Origin of the sequence: Pseudomonas laurylsulfatiphila (genome assembly GCF_002934665.1) — a bacterium.
In the GTDB taxonomy this organism is placed as follows: Bacteria; Pseudomonadota; Gammaproteobacteria; order Pseudomonadales; family Pseudomonadaceae; genus Aquipseudomonas; species Aquipseudomonas laurylsulfatiphila.
Map to the genome: position 1 here is coordinate 411,946 of NZ_NIRS01000003.1, position 15,678 is coordinate 427,623.

11 protein-coding genes are annotated in these 15,678 nt (G+C 60.7%); 1 reads left to right on the top strand and 10 read right to left on the bottom strand.

Going from position 1 to position 15,678, the window contains the following annotated elements; genetic code table 11:
• Nucleotide 1: 1 nt before the first annotated feature.
• The 4 genes from astD to CD175_RS12380 all read right to left on the bottom strand — a co-directional run bounded on the left by astD (nt 2) and on the right by CD175_RS12380 (nt 5,021).
• Nucleotides 2–1,471, bottom strand: coding sequence for a succinylglutamate-semialdehyde dehydrogenase (gene astD, locus CD175_RS12365; RefSeq protein ID WP_167399528.1), 1,470 nt, complete (start codon nt 1,469–1,471; stop codon nt 2–4).
• Nucleotides 1,468–2,493, bottom strand: a complete 1,026-nt coding sequence (gene astA / locus CD175_RS12370) for an arginine N-succinyltransferase (protein WP_007971025.1) — start codon at nt 2,491–2,493, stop codon at nt 1,468–1,470. The genes astD and astA overlap by 4 nt, the downstream gene beginning before the upstream one ends.
• An 87-nt stretch (nt 2,494–2,580) precedes the next feature.
• The gene (aruF, locus tag CD175_RS12375) at nt 2,581–3,600 is read right to left on the bottom strand and encodes an arginine/ornithine succinyltransferase subunit alpha (RefSeq protein WP_007971023.1); all 1,020 of its coding nucleotides are present in this window, start codon (nt 3,598–3,600) and stop codon (nt 2,581–2,583) included.
• A gap of 200 nt (nt 3,601–3,800) precedes the next feature.
• Entirely contained in the window at nt 3,801–5,021 is a 1,221-nt protein-coding gene (locus CD175_RS12380) for an aspartate aminotransferase family protein (protein ID WP_095963651.1), read from the bottom strand.
• 310 nt (nt 5,022–5,331) lie between these two features.
• On the opposite strand from CD175_RS12380, the gene CD175_RS12385 reads away from it, so the two are divergent.
• On the top strand, nt 5,332–10,269 hold the full coding sequence (locus CD175_RS12385; RefSeq protein WP_104449129.1) for a dermonecrotic toxin domain-containing protein: 4,938 nt from the start codon (nt 5,332–5,334) through the stop codon (nt 10,267–10,269).
• Between the two features lie 7 nt (nt 10,270–10,276).
• Here the strand turns inward: CD175_RS12385 and argR are convergent, their stop codons facing one another.
• The 6 genes from argR to CD175_RS12415 form a co-directional block, all read right to left on the bottom strand.
• Nucleotides 10,277–11,269, bottom strand: a complete 993-nt coding sequence (gene argR / locus CD175_RS12390) for a transcriptional regulator ArgR (protein ID WP_007971017.1) — start codon at nt 11,267–11,269, stop codon at nt 10,277–10,279.
• A 247-nt stretch (nt 11,270–11,516) separates the two neighbouring features.
• On the bottom strand, nt 11,517–12,281 hold the full coding sequence (locus CD175_RS12395; protein ID WP_007971015.1) for an ABC transporter ATP-binding protein: 765 nt from the start codon (nt 12,279–12,281) through the stop codon (nt 11,517–11,519).
• 27 nt (nt 12,282–12,308) lie between these two features.
• Nucleotides 12,309–13,421, bottom strand: a complete 1,113-nt coding sequence (locus CD175_RS12400) for a M14 family metallopeptidase (protein WP_104449130.1) — start codon at nt 13,419–13,421, stop codon at nt 12,309–12,311.
• A gap of 1 nt (nt 13,422) precedes the next feature.
• Nucleotides 13,423–14,121 (bottom strand): ABC transporter permease, encoded by a 699-nt coding sequence (locus CD175_RS12405; protein ID WP_007971009.1) that lies wholly within the window; start codon nt 14,119–14,121, stop codon nt 13,423–13,425.
• Nucleotides 14,118–14,807: an ABC transporter permease gene (locus CD175_RS12410; RefSeq protein WP_047532379.1), complete on the bottom strand. Its 690-nt coding sequence runs from the start codon at nt 14,805–14,807 to the stop codon at nt 14,118–14,120. Before CD175_RS12410 ends, CD175_RS12405 begins: the two co-directional genes overlap by 4 nt.
• Before the next feature lie 91 nt (nt 14,808–14,898).
• Nucleotides 14,899–15,675, bottom strand: a complete 777-nt coding sequence (locus CD175_RS12415) for an ABC transporter substrate-binding protein (RefSeq protein ID WP_104449131.1) — start codon at nt 15,673–15,675, stop codon at nt 14,899–14,901.
• Nucleotides 15,676–15,678 lie beyond the last annotated feature (3 nt).

The following is a 15,678-nucleotide window of genomic DNA, read 5'->3' on the forward strand; positions in this document are numbered from 1 at the left end:
ATCACGCCATCTTCACGCCTGGCGTCAGGGCCGCAGGCAACACCAGGCTCGGCGTTTCCAGCGAGGCCACCGGGTACGCGCAGTAATCCGCCGCGTAATAGGCACTGGCGCGATGGTTGCCCGAGGCGCCGACGCCACCGAATGGCGCGCTGCTCGCGGCACCGGTCAGCTGCTTGTTCCAGTTGACGATACCGGCACGGCTTTCCAGCCAGAACTGCTGGTAACGCGCTTCGGAATCCGACAACAGGCCAGCGGCCAAGCCGTACGCGGTGTCGTTGGCTTCAGCGATCGCCGCTTCAAAATCAGCGTAGCGGATCACTTGCAGCAACGGGCCGAACAGCTCTTCGTCAGGACGATCGGCGACGGCGGTCACATCCAGAATGCCGGGGGTCAGCAAGGCCGATTGAGTCTGAGGCTGGGTCATTTCCAGCAGCGCCACGGCGCCATTGGCCAACAGGTGTTGCTGGGCATCCATCAGCGCTTTTGCTGCGCCGAGGGAAACCACCGAGCCCATGAACGGCGCCGGCTGTTGATCGAAGGCACCGACTTCAATAGTCGCGCTGACCGCTACAAGGCGCGCCAGCAGCGAGTCGCCCCAGGCGCCCTGCGGCACCAGCAAGCGGCGGGCACAGGTGCAACGCTGGCCAGCAGAAATGAATGCCGACTGAATGATGGTGTACACCGCGGCATCGAGGTCGGCGACCTGATCGACCACCAGCGGGTTGTTACCACCCATCTCCAGCGCGAGGATCTTGTCCGGACGACCGGCGAATTGCTGGTGCAGGTGGTTGCCGGTACGGCTGGAACCGGTGAAGAACAGGCCGTCGATGCCCGGGTTCGCCGCCAGGGCGATACCGGTTTCGCGAGCGCCTTGCAGCAGGTTCAACACGCCCGCCGGCAGACCGGCCTCGATCCAGCACTTGACCGTCAGTTCGGCCACTTTCGGTGTCAGTTCGCTTGGCTTGAACAGCACGCTGTTACCCGCCAGCAGTGCCGGCACGATGTGGCCGTTCGGCAAGTGGCCCGGGAAATTGTAAGGACCAAATACCGCGACTACACCGTGAGGCTTGTGGCGCAGCACAGCGGTGGCGTCGCCCAGCGGGCCGCTCTTCTCGCCGGTACGTTCGCGGTAGCTCTGTACCGAGATGGCGATCTTGTTGACCATGCTGGTGACTTCGGTCGCCGCTTCCCACAGGGGTTTGCCGGTTTCTTCGCCGATGGTGCGGGCCAGTTCGTCCGCATGATTCTTCAGCGCGGCAGCAAAGGCCTCCAGCACCGAGATACGCTCTTCCAGGGTACGCCGCGCCCAGCCCGGGAACGCCTGACGCGCCGCCTGCACAGCCGACTCGACCTGAGCGGCGGTGGCACCGACGCCGGACCACAGCACCTGCTGGGTCACCGGGTTCAGCGATTCGAAGGCTTCGCCCTGACCGGTCAGCCATTCACCTGCGATGTAAAGCGACTTCATTATTTCGACTCCCGAGCTGCGGACAACGCCACGGCGCGCACTTGATCGCCAGCGTTGAGTTGAAGACGTTTGGCGGTCTGCTGATCGACCACCAGGGTGCCGGCGGCCAGACGTGCCGGCGCAGCAGTGATGCGGCAGTCTTCGCGCTTGCGGTTGTGGATGATGAATGGTGTGGCGTCGTCACCCGGCGTGCCGACGGCCAGCACCAGCGCCTGGCTGTCGCGAACTGCACGGATCTTGCCGGTTTCGCACTCGATGGCCGGGCCTGCGTCGAAGATGTCGACGTAGCCCTGGTAGCTGAAACCTTCGCTCTTGAGCATGGCCAGCGCCGGTTCGGTGTCCGGGTGAACCTGACCGATCACGTTGCGCGCATCCGGTGACAGGAAGCAGGTGTACAGCGGGAATTTCGGCATCAGTTCGGCGATGAACGCCTTGTTGCCCACACCGGTCAGGTAATCGGCCTGGCTGAATTCCATCTTGAAGAAGTGACGCCCCAGGCTTTCCCAGAACGGCGAACGCCCGGCTTCGTCGGAAACACCGCGCATTTCGGCAATGATCTTGTTGCCGAACAGTTGCGGGAATTCGGCGATGAACAGCATCCGCGCCTTGGACAGCATGCGACCGTTGAGACCGCTGCGGTAATCGGCGTGCAGGAACAACGAGCACAGCTCCGAGTTGCCGGTCAGGTCGTTGGCCAGGAACAGCGTCGGGATTTCGCGATAGATGTTCAGCTCTTGGGAAGCGCTGACCGTCAGACCGACCCGGAAGTTGTACCAGGGCTCACGCAGGCCGACGGCGCCGGCAATGGCGGAAATGCCCACCACGCGTCCGTCGTCGTCTTCGAGCACGAACAGGTAGTCCGCGTCGCCCCGCCCGGCTTCGCCGCGAAAGGTCTTCTCGGCCCAGCCGACCCGATGGGCCAGACGTTCTTCGTTGGCCGGCAAGGTAGTCAGGCCGGTGCCGGTGCTGCGGGCCAGGTCGATCAGAGCGGGTAAATCGCTGCTGCGTACGGGACGAACGATCATGCTATCTCCTCAAACGGGCCGCTTGCGCCACCCGTGAAACTCGCTGCTTTACTAAGCATTCACTCTTTATAGGCATAGCAGCAGGCGTTAAACCGCCACCAGGCGCACGCTGGCACCTTCACCGACGCCCAGGGCTTCGGCCGCTTCCAGATCCAGGGTCACCGGTTTACCCGGCGCGTAGTCAAGCTCGAGCATGACTGCGCGGTAGTCCTGCAACTGGGCGTTGGCCACCAGGTACTGGCGACCGACACCTTTGACCGGTTCGCCGATCTTCACCGGCACTACGCGGCTCTGGGCGATCGAACGGATCCCCGAGACGCGGGCATGCAGGGTCGGGCCGCCGTCGAAAATGTCGATGTAGTGATCGGTCTCGAAGCCTTCGCGCATCAGGATGTCGAAGGTGATCTGCGCCCGCGGGTGCACCTGGCCCATCGCTTCTTGCGCGGAGTCCGGCAGCAGGGGCACATAGATCGGGTAATGCGGCATCAGTTCGGCGAGGAACGTTCGGCTCTTGAGGCCGCACAGACGCTCGGCTTCAGCGTAGTTGAGGTCGAAAAAGTTACGCCCGATGGCATCCCAGAATGGCGAGTCGCCGTTTTCATCGCTGTAACCGACGATCTCGGTCACCACGGAATCGGCAAAACGCTCCGGATGGCTAGCCACGAACAACAAGCGGCCACGGGAGTTGAGCTCCGACCACGGCGAACCCACCAGATCGCGCTGCACGTAGAAACTGGTCAGCAAGCTGTTGCCGGTCAGGTCGTGGCACTGGGAGAGCACGTGAATCTTGTTGTGAATCTTCAGCTCGCGAGAAGCGTGCACGAAGGTTTCGTTGCGAAAGCTGTAGAACGGCTCGGAGTAACCGGCCGACGCCACAATGGCCGAACAACCGACCAGCTTGCCGGTGGCGGAGTCTTCGAGGACGAAGAAATAGCTTTCCTCACCGTTGAAGCTCACTTCGGCGGCGAACGAGGCTTCGCTTGCCGCGATCTTGTCGCTCAGGCGCTCAACGTCATCCGGCAAGGAAGTGACACCAATCGGACTGTCCGCAGCCAGACGCTGTACCTCGCCCAGATCAGCCATTTGCGCGGGGCGCATCACCAGCATGGTGTCACTCCTTTCTCTTATAAATTCACAGAAAAAACGCCGGACACTGTGGGAGCGAGCCTGCTCGCGAAAGCGGTGTATCAGTCAGCAGAGATGTTGACTGACACGCCCTCTTCGCGAGCAGGCTCGCCCCCACAATGGAACAAGCCCGGCATCAAAATTGGGTTCGACGCCTGAAAGGTCAGGCGCCGAAGGGTCTATCAGGCTTGCGTCAGTTTTGCCGCGGCGCGTTCGAAGCGGTCCAGGCCGGCATCGATATCGGCGTCTTCCACCACCAGGCTTGGCGCGAAACGCACCACGTCCGGACCGGCTTGCAGGACCATCAGGCCTTCTTTTTCAGCGGCGTTGAAGATGTCCTTGGCCTTGCCTTTCCAGGCATCGCTCAACACGCAGCCGATCAACAAACCCATGCCACGGACCTTGGTGAACAGGCCGTATTTTTCGCCGATCTGCTCAAGGCGCGCCTTGAACTTGTCGTGCTTGGCGTTGACGCCGGCCAGCACTTCAGGGGTGTTGATCACGTCGATCACAGCTTCCGCGACCGCACACGCCAGCGGGTTGCCGCCGTAGGTGGTGCCGTGGGTGCCGACGACCAGGTGCTTGGCCAGGTCTTCGGTGGTCAACATGGCAGCGATCGGGAAACCACCGCCCAGGCTCTTGGCGCTGGTCAGGATGTCCGGAGTCACGCCGTAATGCTGGTAGGCGAACAGGTGGCCGGTACGGCCCATGCCGGTTTGCACTTCGTCGAAGATCAGCAATGCGTTGTGCGCGGTGCACAGTTCGCGGGCACCTTGCAGGTATTCGAGTTCAGCCGGGATGACACCGCTTTCGCCCTGGATCGGCTCCAGCACCACAGCGCATGTCTTGTCGGAAATGGCAGCTTTCAGCGCGGCCAGATCGTTGTACGGCACGTGGGTGATGCCGGTGATTTTCGGACCGAAGCCATCGGAGTACTTCGACTGGCCACCGACGTTCACGGTGAACAGGGTACGACCGTGGAAGCTGTTGAGCGCGGCGATGATCTCGTACTTCTCGCTGCCGAAACGGTCGAAACCGACACGACGGGCCAGCTTGAAGGCGGCCTCGTTGGCTTCGGCGCCGGAGTTGCAGAAGAAGGCGCGGTCGGCAAAGGTGGCGTCGACCAGCTTGTGCGCCAGGCGCAGGGCCGGCTCATTGGTGAACACGTTCGATACGTGCCACAGCTTGTTCGCCTGCTCGGTCAAGGCACCGACCAGCGCCGGATGCGCGTGGCCCAATACGTTAACGGCAATCCCGCCGGCGAAGTCGATCAGCTCGCGACCGGACTGGTCCCAGACGCGGGAACCGGCGCCACGCACAGGAATGAATGCGGCAGGCGCATAGTTGGGAACCATTACCTGATCGAAATCGGCGCGTTGTACCGCAGCGTGCTCAACGGACATCGGAGTCTCCTGAAGAGAAAACACTCGCCTGAAACTGGCGAGCGATGGGGGGATTGTAAGGACAGTTTTCAGCCCGGCCTTGCCGCCAAGCGACAACTTCTTATAGCGCAAACCCCGGATTTTCCCGGGTTTACGGCAATGCGACATATAGGGTCGCAAAGGCGCAGTTTAACTGGCGGCGGACGTTTGCGGCAGGTCGCTGTGTCGTAACCCATGCCGATTCCATGAATGCGGTAGATATGTACCGCGTGTCGTCTTCGATTACGGGTTTTCCTGACGGTCTATCAACCGCGAGGGTGGACCTATCCCCATGAATACCGAAAACCCCGACATCTCTGAGACTTTCAGGCCCGACGCGCATTACCAGCATCTGATGAACGTCATTGCGCCCTGGCTTCGCCAAACCACACCACGAAGGCGTGAAGCGCTGCGCAACATCAAGCCAGTGTTGCCCACCCGCATCAGGGATGCATCTAAAGCCCAGCACGCCGAACTCGGCCGACTCATTACCCTGCAGACGGTAAGCCAGAACCGGGTCGATCAGGCCCTGGCGAATCTGCTGAACCCCGCAGCCTTCGCCGAACCCATGCTCAAGGGCGCACTCAAGACACGTTTCGGCCTGGAAGCGGACGTCAGTAAAATCTTTCTGCGTCTGTACATTCCCGCGCACATACCCTGGCTGCGCCTGAAGTCCGGAGCCGCACGCACCTGGACCGTGTCGTTGCTGGACGCTGCGCTGCACAACTTCGAAAGCGCCGAAACCGAAGCCGACGCCTTTGAACCCGCCTCGACTTACATCACCGCGCCCTCTTCCACCGGGCAATTCAGCACCCTGCCACAGATTCTGGCGAAGATGCCCATCACGGCGTTCACCCAACTATGCCGCGACCTCGACATTGGCGAGCGCTATAAAAGATACTTGGAAGACAACCTTGGCATCAGCAACCCGGTGGCTGCGGCGATCCTGCAACCGAAAATTCGCGAAAGCCAAAAAACCGCACTGACCGCCGCCCTGCAGATGGCGCAGATGCAAAACCTGCTGTCCAGCGACGTTCATCAGCCGCTCCTTCGCCTGCTCTCCGATGGCCACGACCAATCCTGGCGATGCCATGAACTGACGATCATGAATGCCCGCCTGACCGGCATCGTGCTGTTCGCCCCGGAACTGGAGCGCGCCCGCGAAGCGGTCCGGGTAGTGGTCTACATTCCTGACGACCCCGAACATCCCATCAAGCAATACCCCTCATCGGCGGCATTCGCCAAGGAACTGAGCCAGCGCCTGCGGGCGCCCGACTATCAACAGTTTTTCAGTCGTTTTATCAATCATGAAGACCGCGGTTACTTCTTCGCCGAGCTGAACAATCGTCTCGACCCCATCACCTGGCAACCGGTCCCACCCGGCGATCCACGACCGACCTGGAGAGAAAACCCCAACCAGCGTCCCGACCTGCAAATGGCAGTAACGTCGATCAGAGGCGACCTGTGGGTTCATCTCTATCAACGCAAACTCGACAAGATCCTCAATGACGCGCGCGTGATCGCAGTATCGACGGCCACGGTCGACCGCAAGGCCCGATGGGCGTTATGGGACTCCTTCACGGAAATCGCCTCGGCACTGCTGAACATCGCAGCCTTCATTGCGTTACCGTTCGTCCCGTTCCTTGGCGAGCTGATGCTGGCTTACACGGCCTATCAGCTGCTGGATGACACCTTCGAAGGTGTTGTCGACTGGGCAGAAGGCCTGACCAACGAAGCCTTCGAACACTTCATGGGGATGGTTGAATCTGCAGTGCAACTGGGCACTTTCGCGGCAGGTGGCATGATCGCCGTCAGCGAATTTCGCGCGGTCCTGCCCCGGGAAGTCGTGCAATTCATCGACCGCTTCAACGCCGTGAAACGCCCCAATGGCGAAACCCGCTATTGGAAGCCCGACCTGATGCCTTACGAACAAACCGAAGCGATCCCCAACGACGCGAAACCCGACTCGATTGGACTGTACGCCCATCAAGGCAAAACCCTGCTGACACTGGACGACAGCCATTACTCCGTGGTCGAAGATCCGTTGACCGGGCACCATCGCATCCAGCACCCCACGCGTCCCGAAGCGTACCAACCCGCCCTGAGGCACAACGGAAAAGGGGCCTGGCACACCGAACTCGAGCAGCCACTGACCTGGGACCAGGCCACCCTGCTGCGGCGCCTCGGCCCAGACATGCAGCGTTTTTCCGAGCGCGAGCGCGAGCGCATCCTCAGCATCAGCGGCTGTCACGAAAACGCCTTGCGCAAGCTGCATGTCGACGCCGAACAGGTACCGCCGCTGCTGGCCGACACCCTCAAACGCTTCAAGATTGATCAGGACCTGCAGATCTTCATTGATCAAATCGGCAGCAATCGTGCGGACGATTACCGGAAGGCTGATCCGCTGATGCAACTGGAACTGCTCTGCGACTACGGTAGCTGGCCAGCGGACAAGGGGCTGCGACTGATCGACACAACAGGAGAAACCCTCTGGGAGCGCGGCATAGGCAACCGGGTCGTGGTGCAGATCAATCAAGCGCAACTGGACAATGGCGACCTGATTACCCCCCTGCTGCAACACCTCGACAGCACCGACGCACGCTCAGTGCGCCGCTACCTGACAACGCTTGCCGCCGACAAACGGGAAACCCTCTTCAGCCAGCGCTACCGCAAAATCGAACAAGGTGCGCGCCCCTTGGTCCAGCGCATTATCGACAGCGAACTCGGGTTGCCAACCAGCCTCGCCGAAGCACTGCTCGACAGCGCCAGTGCCGCCGAACGCGAGCAACTGGAGCGTGGAACATTGTCCAAACGCCTCACGGAACTGGCACAGGAGGCCGGCCTGCAGGTGCGCGTCACTCGCGCTTATGAAGGGCTCTACCTGTACTCGACGCGCAACCATCTCGACACCGATCGCCTGGCGTTACACACCCTGGAACGCTTGCCTGGCTGGTCGGGACAACTGCGCCTGGAAATCCGTCAATACACCCACACTGGACCGCTGATCGACAGCATTGGCGAGCCGGATGCACCCGGGCGCAAGGTGCTGGTGCTGACCGATGAAGGGGCTTATCAGGCCTACGACGACGCCGGTGAACAGCTCAGTAACACCGACTCCCTCTATTTCAGCCTGTTACAGGCACTGCCCGACAGCGAGCGAATCGCCCTGAACCTCAACATCGGTGAGGGCGAAAAGCTCAAGCAGCTGATTCGCACCCACGCTCTCACTCGCGAAACATTGCGTGCGCTGCTGGCGCAACGGCCGAATCTCAAGCCTTCCTACGACCCGGCGGTGATGCGTTTGCTGGGTGGGGGCGATGGTTATCACCGGATGCCGGCCAATACCCCTTCATTACAAAGCCACATCTTTCGGCTGTTTCCCCATCTGACCCCAGAGGAACTGCAAGCCTTTGCCGCACGATTGCAAGGCAACCCCGGCGGACCACGCGCAGAACTCCAGCGCCTGTTTTATCAACACGCGCAATTGGTTGAGCAATTGAGCACCTGGCGCGACGAGATCCCGCTGTATGTTCCGGGCACGCAAACCCGCTTGAGCGTCGAGCAGCTCGCCAGCCAACGGTATGCACGCCGACAAATGATAGCCAGATTGCTCGACTGCTGGCGGCGTCAGGCCACCTACGACAGCGCCCATGGCGTACCGTTTTCCTTTGAATTTTCCCTGCCGGTTGTTGGCGAGCTGCCAAAGCTGAGCGTCGATTTCCCTCAGGTACGCATCGTGACGCTTGAAGGTCATCGTGCCACCCAGGGTGTGAATGATTTTCTGAAGGGGTTTTCCGGGCTCAACCGCCTGGCGCTACGCAACTTCGAACTGGGACAGTTGCCGGACGCCATTGCCCAATGGCCCCAACTCGACGCACTCATCCTCAGCGACTGCGCCGTGACCCTCACAGAACAGAGTCGCGCCACCCTTTCTGCCCTGAACCATTTGACTGCGCTCGATCTGTACAAAAACCCGCTCGGTGTGTGCCCTTCCCTGGAAAACATGCCGAAGCTGACCTACATCGACCTTTCCAGTACCGGAATTACGCGCATTCCCGACGGCCTGGTGAATCACCCGAGCATTCGAACCGCCATTCTCAATGACAACCAGATCACCGAATTGCCCACTGCCCTCTTCGATCTGACCGGCGATATCACCGAGGGGTTTGATTATGGCAACAACCCTCTGTCCTCGACCACCCGGGAACACATCAAGCGTCACTACCAGCGAACCGAAATGGATTTTGGAGTCCATGCCGAACAGGTCGATATCGATCGCGCCAAAGCCCTCTACCCAAATCTGGACAACGAAGAGGCCAGCGATTTTATCTATCGCTTACCCGGCACACTCGCAGAGGGTCGAGCCGACCTGACCCGTCGCGAGCTCGAACTCACCCGACTCGGTACCGAGCTGAGCCGGTGGACGGCTGATGTGCCCGACACCCATTCCGTTACTGGCGCCCCGCTGACGGCCGACGAGATGTTTGCCGAGCACGTCAAAAGAGACGAATTCAAGCAAAACCTGGAACGCTGCTGGCGCCAGATCCCCATCGAAAACATTGCCGTGGGTGAGTACGGATTCGTCTCACACCTGGCAATCATGGGTGACCTGCCGACGCTGTCAGCCGACTTCAGTCATGTGCCCGAAATGTACCTGACGACCGCCCATGGCATTGCACCAAGACTTGGCCGGTTCCTGGACAGTTTTGCCAACCTGGACACCCTGACCATACGGGGATACCAACTGGGCAACCTTCCCGAAGCCATCTTCAGAATGGGCAAGTTGTCGGTGCTGAGCTTGTCGGAGTGTGGCATTACGCTGACTCCGGAAACCGTAGAGGCCCTGGCGGGCATGGAGTACCTTGACCAGTTGAACCTGCGGGACAACCCACTCGGTCCAAGCCCTGACCTTAGCCACATGACAGAAATATCCTCACTGGACTTGAGCCATACGGGCATCACTGAAATCCCCAAGGGAGTGCTGAGCATCACGACCTGGACCGACGTCGACCTGAGTTTCAACGCCATTACCGAGATGCCGCCCGAACTCATGGAGGTGGACCCGGGTGTCGGAGAAAGCTTTGACTTCAGCGGCAACCCGTTCAATGCGCAAAGCTTGCAACGCATCGCTGCGTACTTTCGCGCAACCGAAAATGATCTGGGTATCGACGAGATAGCCGACATGCCGGTGCCTGTGGATGAGGCGCCCGACACCGACATTGAAGACTGAGTACTGGCTATCCGCGTTCCGGCGGTACCGATGACAATTCGAACGGACTGCTGCTGCGCCGCTGGTTGCGATCTTCCCGCGGCGTGGCACCGAAGAAGTTGCGATAGGCGCTGGAGAAATGCGGCCCCGAGGAGAAGCCACAGGACAGGCCGATCTGGATGATCGACTTGCTGGTTTGCATCAACATCTGCCGGGCCTTGTTCAGGCGCAGTTCCAGGTAGTACTGGCTCGGCACACGGTTGAGGTATTGCTTGAAGATCCGCTCCAGCTGCCGACGGGACACGCACACGTGCTGGGCGATTTCGTCGGTGGTCAGCGGCTCTTCGATGTTGGCTTCCATCAGCAAAACGGCTTGCGTGAGCTTCGGATGGCTGGAGCCGAGACGGTTCTGCAACGGGATACGCTGGCGCTCGCCGCCCTCGCGGATGCGCTCAACCACCAGTTCCTCGGAGACTGCACCCGCCAGCTCCGCGCCATGGTCGCGGGCCAACACGGCCAGCAGCAAGTCGAGCACCGACATGCCGCCGCACGCGGTCAGGCGATCGCGATCCCAGTCGAACAGGTGGCTGGTCGCGATGACTTTCGGGAAACGCTCAGCGAAATCGTCCTGCCAGCGCCAGTGCACAGCCGCGCGATAACCGTCGAGCAAACCGAGTTGCGCCAACGGGTACACACCGGCCGACAGACCGCCGATCACGCAACCGGAGCGCACCAGCTGTTTGAGCGCACTGCTGAGCGCCGGCGCCAGTGCGGTCGGTGGCTCGTCAGCGAGCAGGAACAGTTTCTGGAAGTTTTCCAGCTTGCCGGTCCATGCCTCACCCGGCAATTGCCAGGCGCTGTCGGCCGCGGCGTCTGTAATGGCTTCGGCCTGCAGGAACGACAATTCGTAAACCACGTCCGGATGCACACGCTGGGCAACACGCAAGGCCTCCTCAGCCAGCGCAAGCGTCAGTGCTTTAGTGCTGGGCCAAATCAGGAAACCAATTCGATGGGCAGTCATGGTGGGCAATCCGAAGCGAAGAACAGAGATGAAGGCATGGGCCAATGCTAGCCCGTAAATGAACGCAAATCTCAAAACCAATAGAGATCAAATGTGGGAGCGAGCCTGCTCGCGAAAGCGGTAGATCAGTCGACATCTGTGTTGAATGTCACACCGCATTCGCGAGCAGGCTCGCTCCCACAAGGGATCGGAGCCAGCCTCTAGGTTGCGAAGCATGCACTAACCCGGTGCACAACGGCAGTCCTGATTACTTCAAGCTGCCGGACAGGAACTGCTGCAGACGCTCCGATTGCGGATTGACCAGCACTTCGCGCGGGTTGCCGCTTTCTTCGACCACACCCTTGTGCAGGAACACCAGCTGGTTCGACACTTCACGGGCGAAGCCCATTTCGTGGGTCACCACCACCATGGTCCGGCCTTCCTGGGCCAGGGCCTGCATGACCTTCAACACGTCGCCCACCAGCTCCGGGTCGAGGGCCGAGGTCGGTTCGTCGAACAGCATCACCTCAGGTTCCATCGCCAGTGCACGGGCAATTGCCACGCGCTGCTGCTCGCCGCCGGACATGTGGCCCGGGTAAGCGTCTTTGCGATGGGCCACGCCGACCTTGTTCAGGTAGTGCTCGGCTTTTTCCCGAGCTTCAGCCTTGGACACGCCGAGCACGTGCACCGGCGCTTCCATGATGTTTTCCAGCGCGGTCATGTGCGACCACAGGTTGAAATGCTGGAACACCATCGACAGACGCGAACGCATGCGTTGCAGCTGTTTCGGGTCGGCGGCTTTCAACGCGCCGTCCTTGTTCGCCACCAGCTTCAACTCTTCGTTGTTGAGCAGGATCTTGCCCGCGTGCGGCTGCTCCAGCAGGTTGATGCAGCGCAGGAAGGTGCTTTTGCCGGAGCCACTGGAGCCGATGATGCTGATCACATCGCCGGCTGCCGCTTTCAGGGACACGCCCTTGAGCACTTCGTGACTGCCATAGCGTTTATGCAGGTCTTGGACTTCAAGTTTGTACATGCGGTCGGTTCTCACAAAAACAGTCAGTCAGTCGTTGAGCAAGCGCCCGTGACGCAGCGCTTCGCGCCCCGCCACCTTGGCCAGCCAGAAACCGGGTTGGGCATAACGCAGCCGTTCAATGGCAAACAGCACCCCGGACGTACCAGCACACACCGTGCTGACCCGATCCGCCAACGGATCGATCACTTCAAAAATCTCGTCGCCCGCTTCAACCCACTCACCGGGCTTACGCAGGAAACTCACCACACCGGGGTGTGGTGCCAACAACAACTCAGTGCCTTCGAACGGCATGCCCTCGCAAGGCGCTTGCGCAGCTTTCGGCCATTCACCGCCGATCAGGCCTTGCTCGGCGAGGAACGCCAGAATGCCTTCGGCACAAGCCTCTGCTTCGGCGCGACCGGTGTCGGCCTGACCACCCAATTCAATGGTAGTCGCCAGGCAGGCCAGCGGAATTTGCGCCTCCGGGAACAGACGCGACAGGCGCAACCACGGCAACGAACAGGCTTCATCGAACGAACTGCCGCCGGAATCTTCCGCCAGCAAACCGACCCGCACGTTCAGGTGCGCAGCCAGCGAACGCCACTGCAGCCAGTGCTGCGGCAAGGCGTACATGTGCAGCGCCGCTTCGGCATCGCAATGCAGATCCAGCACCACATCGGCGGTACAGGCGTGGCTGAGCAGCACGCGCTGCATGCCCTGCAACTGGCTGCTCGCCTCTGGCAAAGCGGCCAGATGATCGACCATCGCCTGACGGATCAGACGAATGTTGGCGTGCGGATCGTCACCGAGGCTTTCTACCAAGGCAGCCGCCACAGGTGCGCTCAACTCGACGAAATCGCGGTTGAAGTTCTTGCCGCTGCCCGCTTCGAAACGCCCTTGATGATTGCCCTGAAGCAGTTGACCCAGACCCAGTGGATTAGCCACCGGCACCAGTTCGACCACACCATTGAGCAAGCCCTGGGCTTCGAGTTCGGCCAGACGCTTTTTCAGCTCGAACGCCGTGCGCATGCCCGGCAGCTCATCGGCGTGCAGGCTGGCCTGGATATAGGCCTTGCGCTCGCCACTACCGAAGCGGAACACCGAAATATGGCGTTCGCTGCCCAGGTGGCTCCACGGCAAAGCATGATCGATGCGTTCCATATCAGTGCTTCCGCGGGGCCAGGTAGCCCAGCCAGCGGCGCTCGGCCATCTTGAACAGCTTCACCAGGATGAAGGTCAGGCACAGGTAGAACACGCCGGCGGTGATGTAGGCCTCGAACGGCAGGTAGAACTGGGCATTGACCGTGCGCGCGGCACCAGTGATGTCGATCAGGGTCACGATGGACGCCAGACTGGTGGTCTGCAGCATCATGATCACTTCGTTGCTGTACTGCGGCAGCGCCCGGCGCAGGGCCGACGGCAGCAGGATGCGCTTGTACATCTTGAAGCGCGACATGCCCATGGCCTTGGCCGCTTCGATCTCGCCGTTCGGCGTGGCGCGCAGGCTGCCGGCGATGATCTCGGCGGTGTAGGCGCTGGTGTTGATCGCGAACGCCAGGCACGCACAGAACGTTGCGCTGGACAGCCACGGCCAGAGGAAGCTCTCACGCACCGCTTCGAACTGCGCCAGACCGTAGTAGATCAAAAACAGCTGCACCAGCATCGGTGTGCCGCGGATCACGTAGGTATAGAGCCAGGCGGACATGTTGACCACCGAGTTCTTCGAGACGCGCATCAGGCCCAGCGGCAATGCGCACAGCAAGCCGAAGAACAGCGACAGCGCGAGCAGTTTGAGGGTGGTCACCAGGCCGCCGAAGTACAGCGGCAAGGCCTCCCAAATGACGTTGTAGTCGAAGATCATAGATCAGCCGCCCTTACGCCTACCGAGTAGCGCTTCTCAAGGTGACGCAATGCCAGCAACGACACACTGGTGATCACCAGGTACATCGCCGCCACTGCGAGGAAGAAGGTGAAAGGCTCGCGGGTGGCATCGGCCGCCTGCTTGGCCTTGAACATCATGTCCTGCAGACCCACCACCGAAATCAGCGCGGTCGCCTTGGTCAGAACCAGCCAGTTGTTGGTGAAACCCGGAATCGCCAGGCGAATCATCTGTGGCACCAACACCCGGAAGAACACCTGGAAACTGCTCATGCCGTACGCCATGCCGGCTTCGGCCTGACCTTTGGGGATCGCCATGAACGCGCCACGGAAGGTTTCCGACAGGTACGCACCGAAGATGAAGCCCAGGGTGCCGATACCGGCGGCCAACGGATTCAGGTCGATGTACTCGTCAAAACCGAGCAGCGGTGCGACGCGGTTGAGCAGGTCCTGGCCGCCGTAGAAAATCAGCAGGATCAGCACCAGGTCGGGAATACCGCGGATCACCGTGGAATACAGGTCGCCCAGCCAGGCCAGCCAGCGCACCGGCGACAGACGCAGTGCCACGCCGATCAGGCCCAGTACGATGGCCAGGGCCATGGACGACAAGGCGAGCTGAAGCGTCAGCCAAGCGCCATCGAGGATGACAGCCCCGTAGCCTTTCAACATGATTCAGGTCCTCGAAAGTTGGGATGAAAAAATGGCGCAAACCTCAGAGATCCTGCTGCTTGCGCCATTTCGGAGTTGTCGCCGGGGCGTGTTACTTGCCGTAGATATCGAAGGCGAAGTACTTGTCCTGGATTTGCTTGTACTTGCCGTTCTCGCGAATGGCGGTGATGGCGGCGTTGAGCTTGTCCAGCTCGGCCTTGTCGCCCTTGCGCACCGCGATGCCTACGCCGTCGCCGAAGTATTTGACGTCGGTGAACGCAGGGCCGACGAAGGCGAAACCTTTACCGGCGTCGGTTTTCAGGAAACCGTCATCCAGAAGCGTAGCGTCTGCCACGGTGCCGTCGAGGCGGCCGGCGGCCACGTCGAGGTAAATTTCGTTCTGCGAACCGTAAGGTTTGATCTCGGCACCCAGCGGGGCCAGGACTTCGCGGGCGAAACGCTCGTGGATCGAACCACGCTGCACGCCGATGTTCTTGCCCTTGAGCTCGGTCAGGCCTTCGCTGACCTGGGTGCCGGCCTTCATGACCAGGCGAGCCGGGGTGTTGTAGTACTTGTTGGTGAAGTCCACGGACTTCTTGCGGTCTTCAGTGATCGACATGGACGACAGGATCGCGTCGATCTTGCGCACTTTCAGTGCCGGGATCAGGCCGTCGAACTCTTGCTCGACCCACACGCACTTGACCTTCATCTCTTCGCACAAGGCGTTGCCGATGTCGTAGTCGAAACCAACGATGCTGCCGTCCGGTGCTTTGGAAGCGAACGGAGGGTAAGCCGCTTCGATACCAATTTTCAGAGGCTTTTCATCGGCGAAGGATGGCAGCGACAGCACGGACAGTGCCAGGGCGCCAAGCAGCACGAGTTTCTTCATCTT

Coding starts and splice junctions, on each gene's coding strand:
- astA (WP_007971025.1), bottom strand. CDS start 2,493: ATGATCGTTCGTCCCGTACGCAGCAGCGATTTACCCGCTCTGATCGAC.
- aruF (WP_007971023.1), bottom strand. CDS start 3,600: ATGCTGGTGATGCGCCCCGCGCAAATGGCTGATCTGGGCGAGGTACAG.
- CD175_RS12380 (WP_095963651.1), bottom strand. CDS start 5,021: ATGTCCGTTGAGCACGCTGCGGTACAACGCGCCGATTTCGATCAGGTA.
- CD175_RS12385 (WP_104449129.1), top strand. CDS start 5,332: ATGAATACCGAAAACCCCGACATCTCTGAGACTTTCAGGCCCGACGCG.
- argR (WP_007971017.1), bottom strand. CDS start 11,269: ATGACTGCCCATCGAATTGGTTTCCTGATTTGGCCCAGCACTAAAGCA.
- CD175_RS12395 (WP_007971015.1), bottom strand. CDS start 12,281: ATGTACAAACTTGAAGTCCAAGACCTGCATAAACGCTATGGCAGTCAC.
- CD175_RS12400 (WP_104449130.1), bottom strand. CDS start 13,421: ATGGAACGCATCGATCATGCTTTGCCGTGGAGCCACCTGGGCAGCGAA.
- CD175_RS12405 (WP_007971009.1), bottom strand. CDS start 14,121: ATGATCTTCGACTACAACGTCATTTGGGAGGCCTTGCCGCTGTACTTC.
- CD175_RS12410 (WP_047532379.1), bottom strand. CDS start 14,807: ATGTTGAAAGGCTACGGGGCTGTCATCCTCGATGGCGCTTGGCTGACG.
- CD175_RS12415 (WP_104449131.1), bottom strand. CDS start 15,675: ATGAAGAAACTCGTGCTGCTTGGCGCCCTGGCACTGTCCGTGCTGTCG.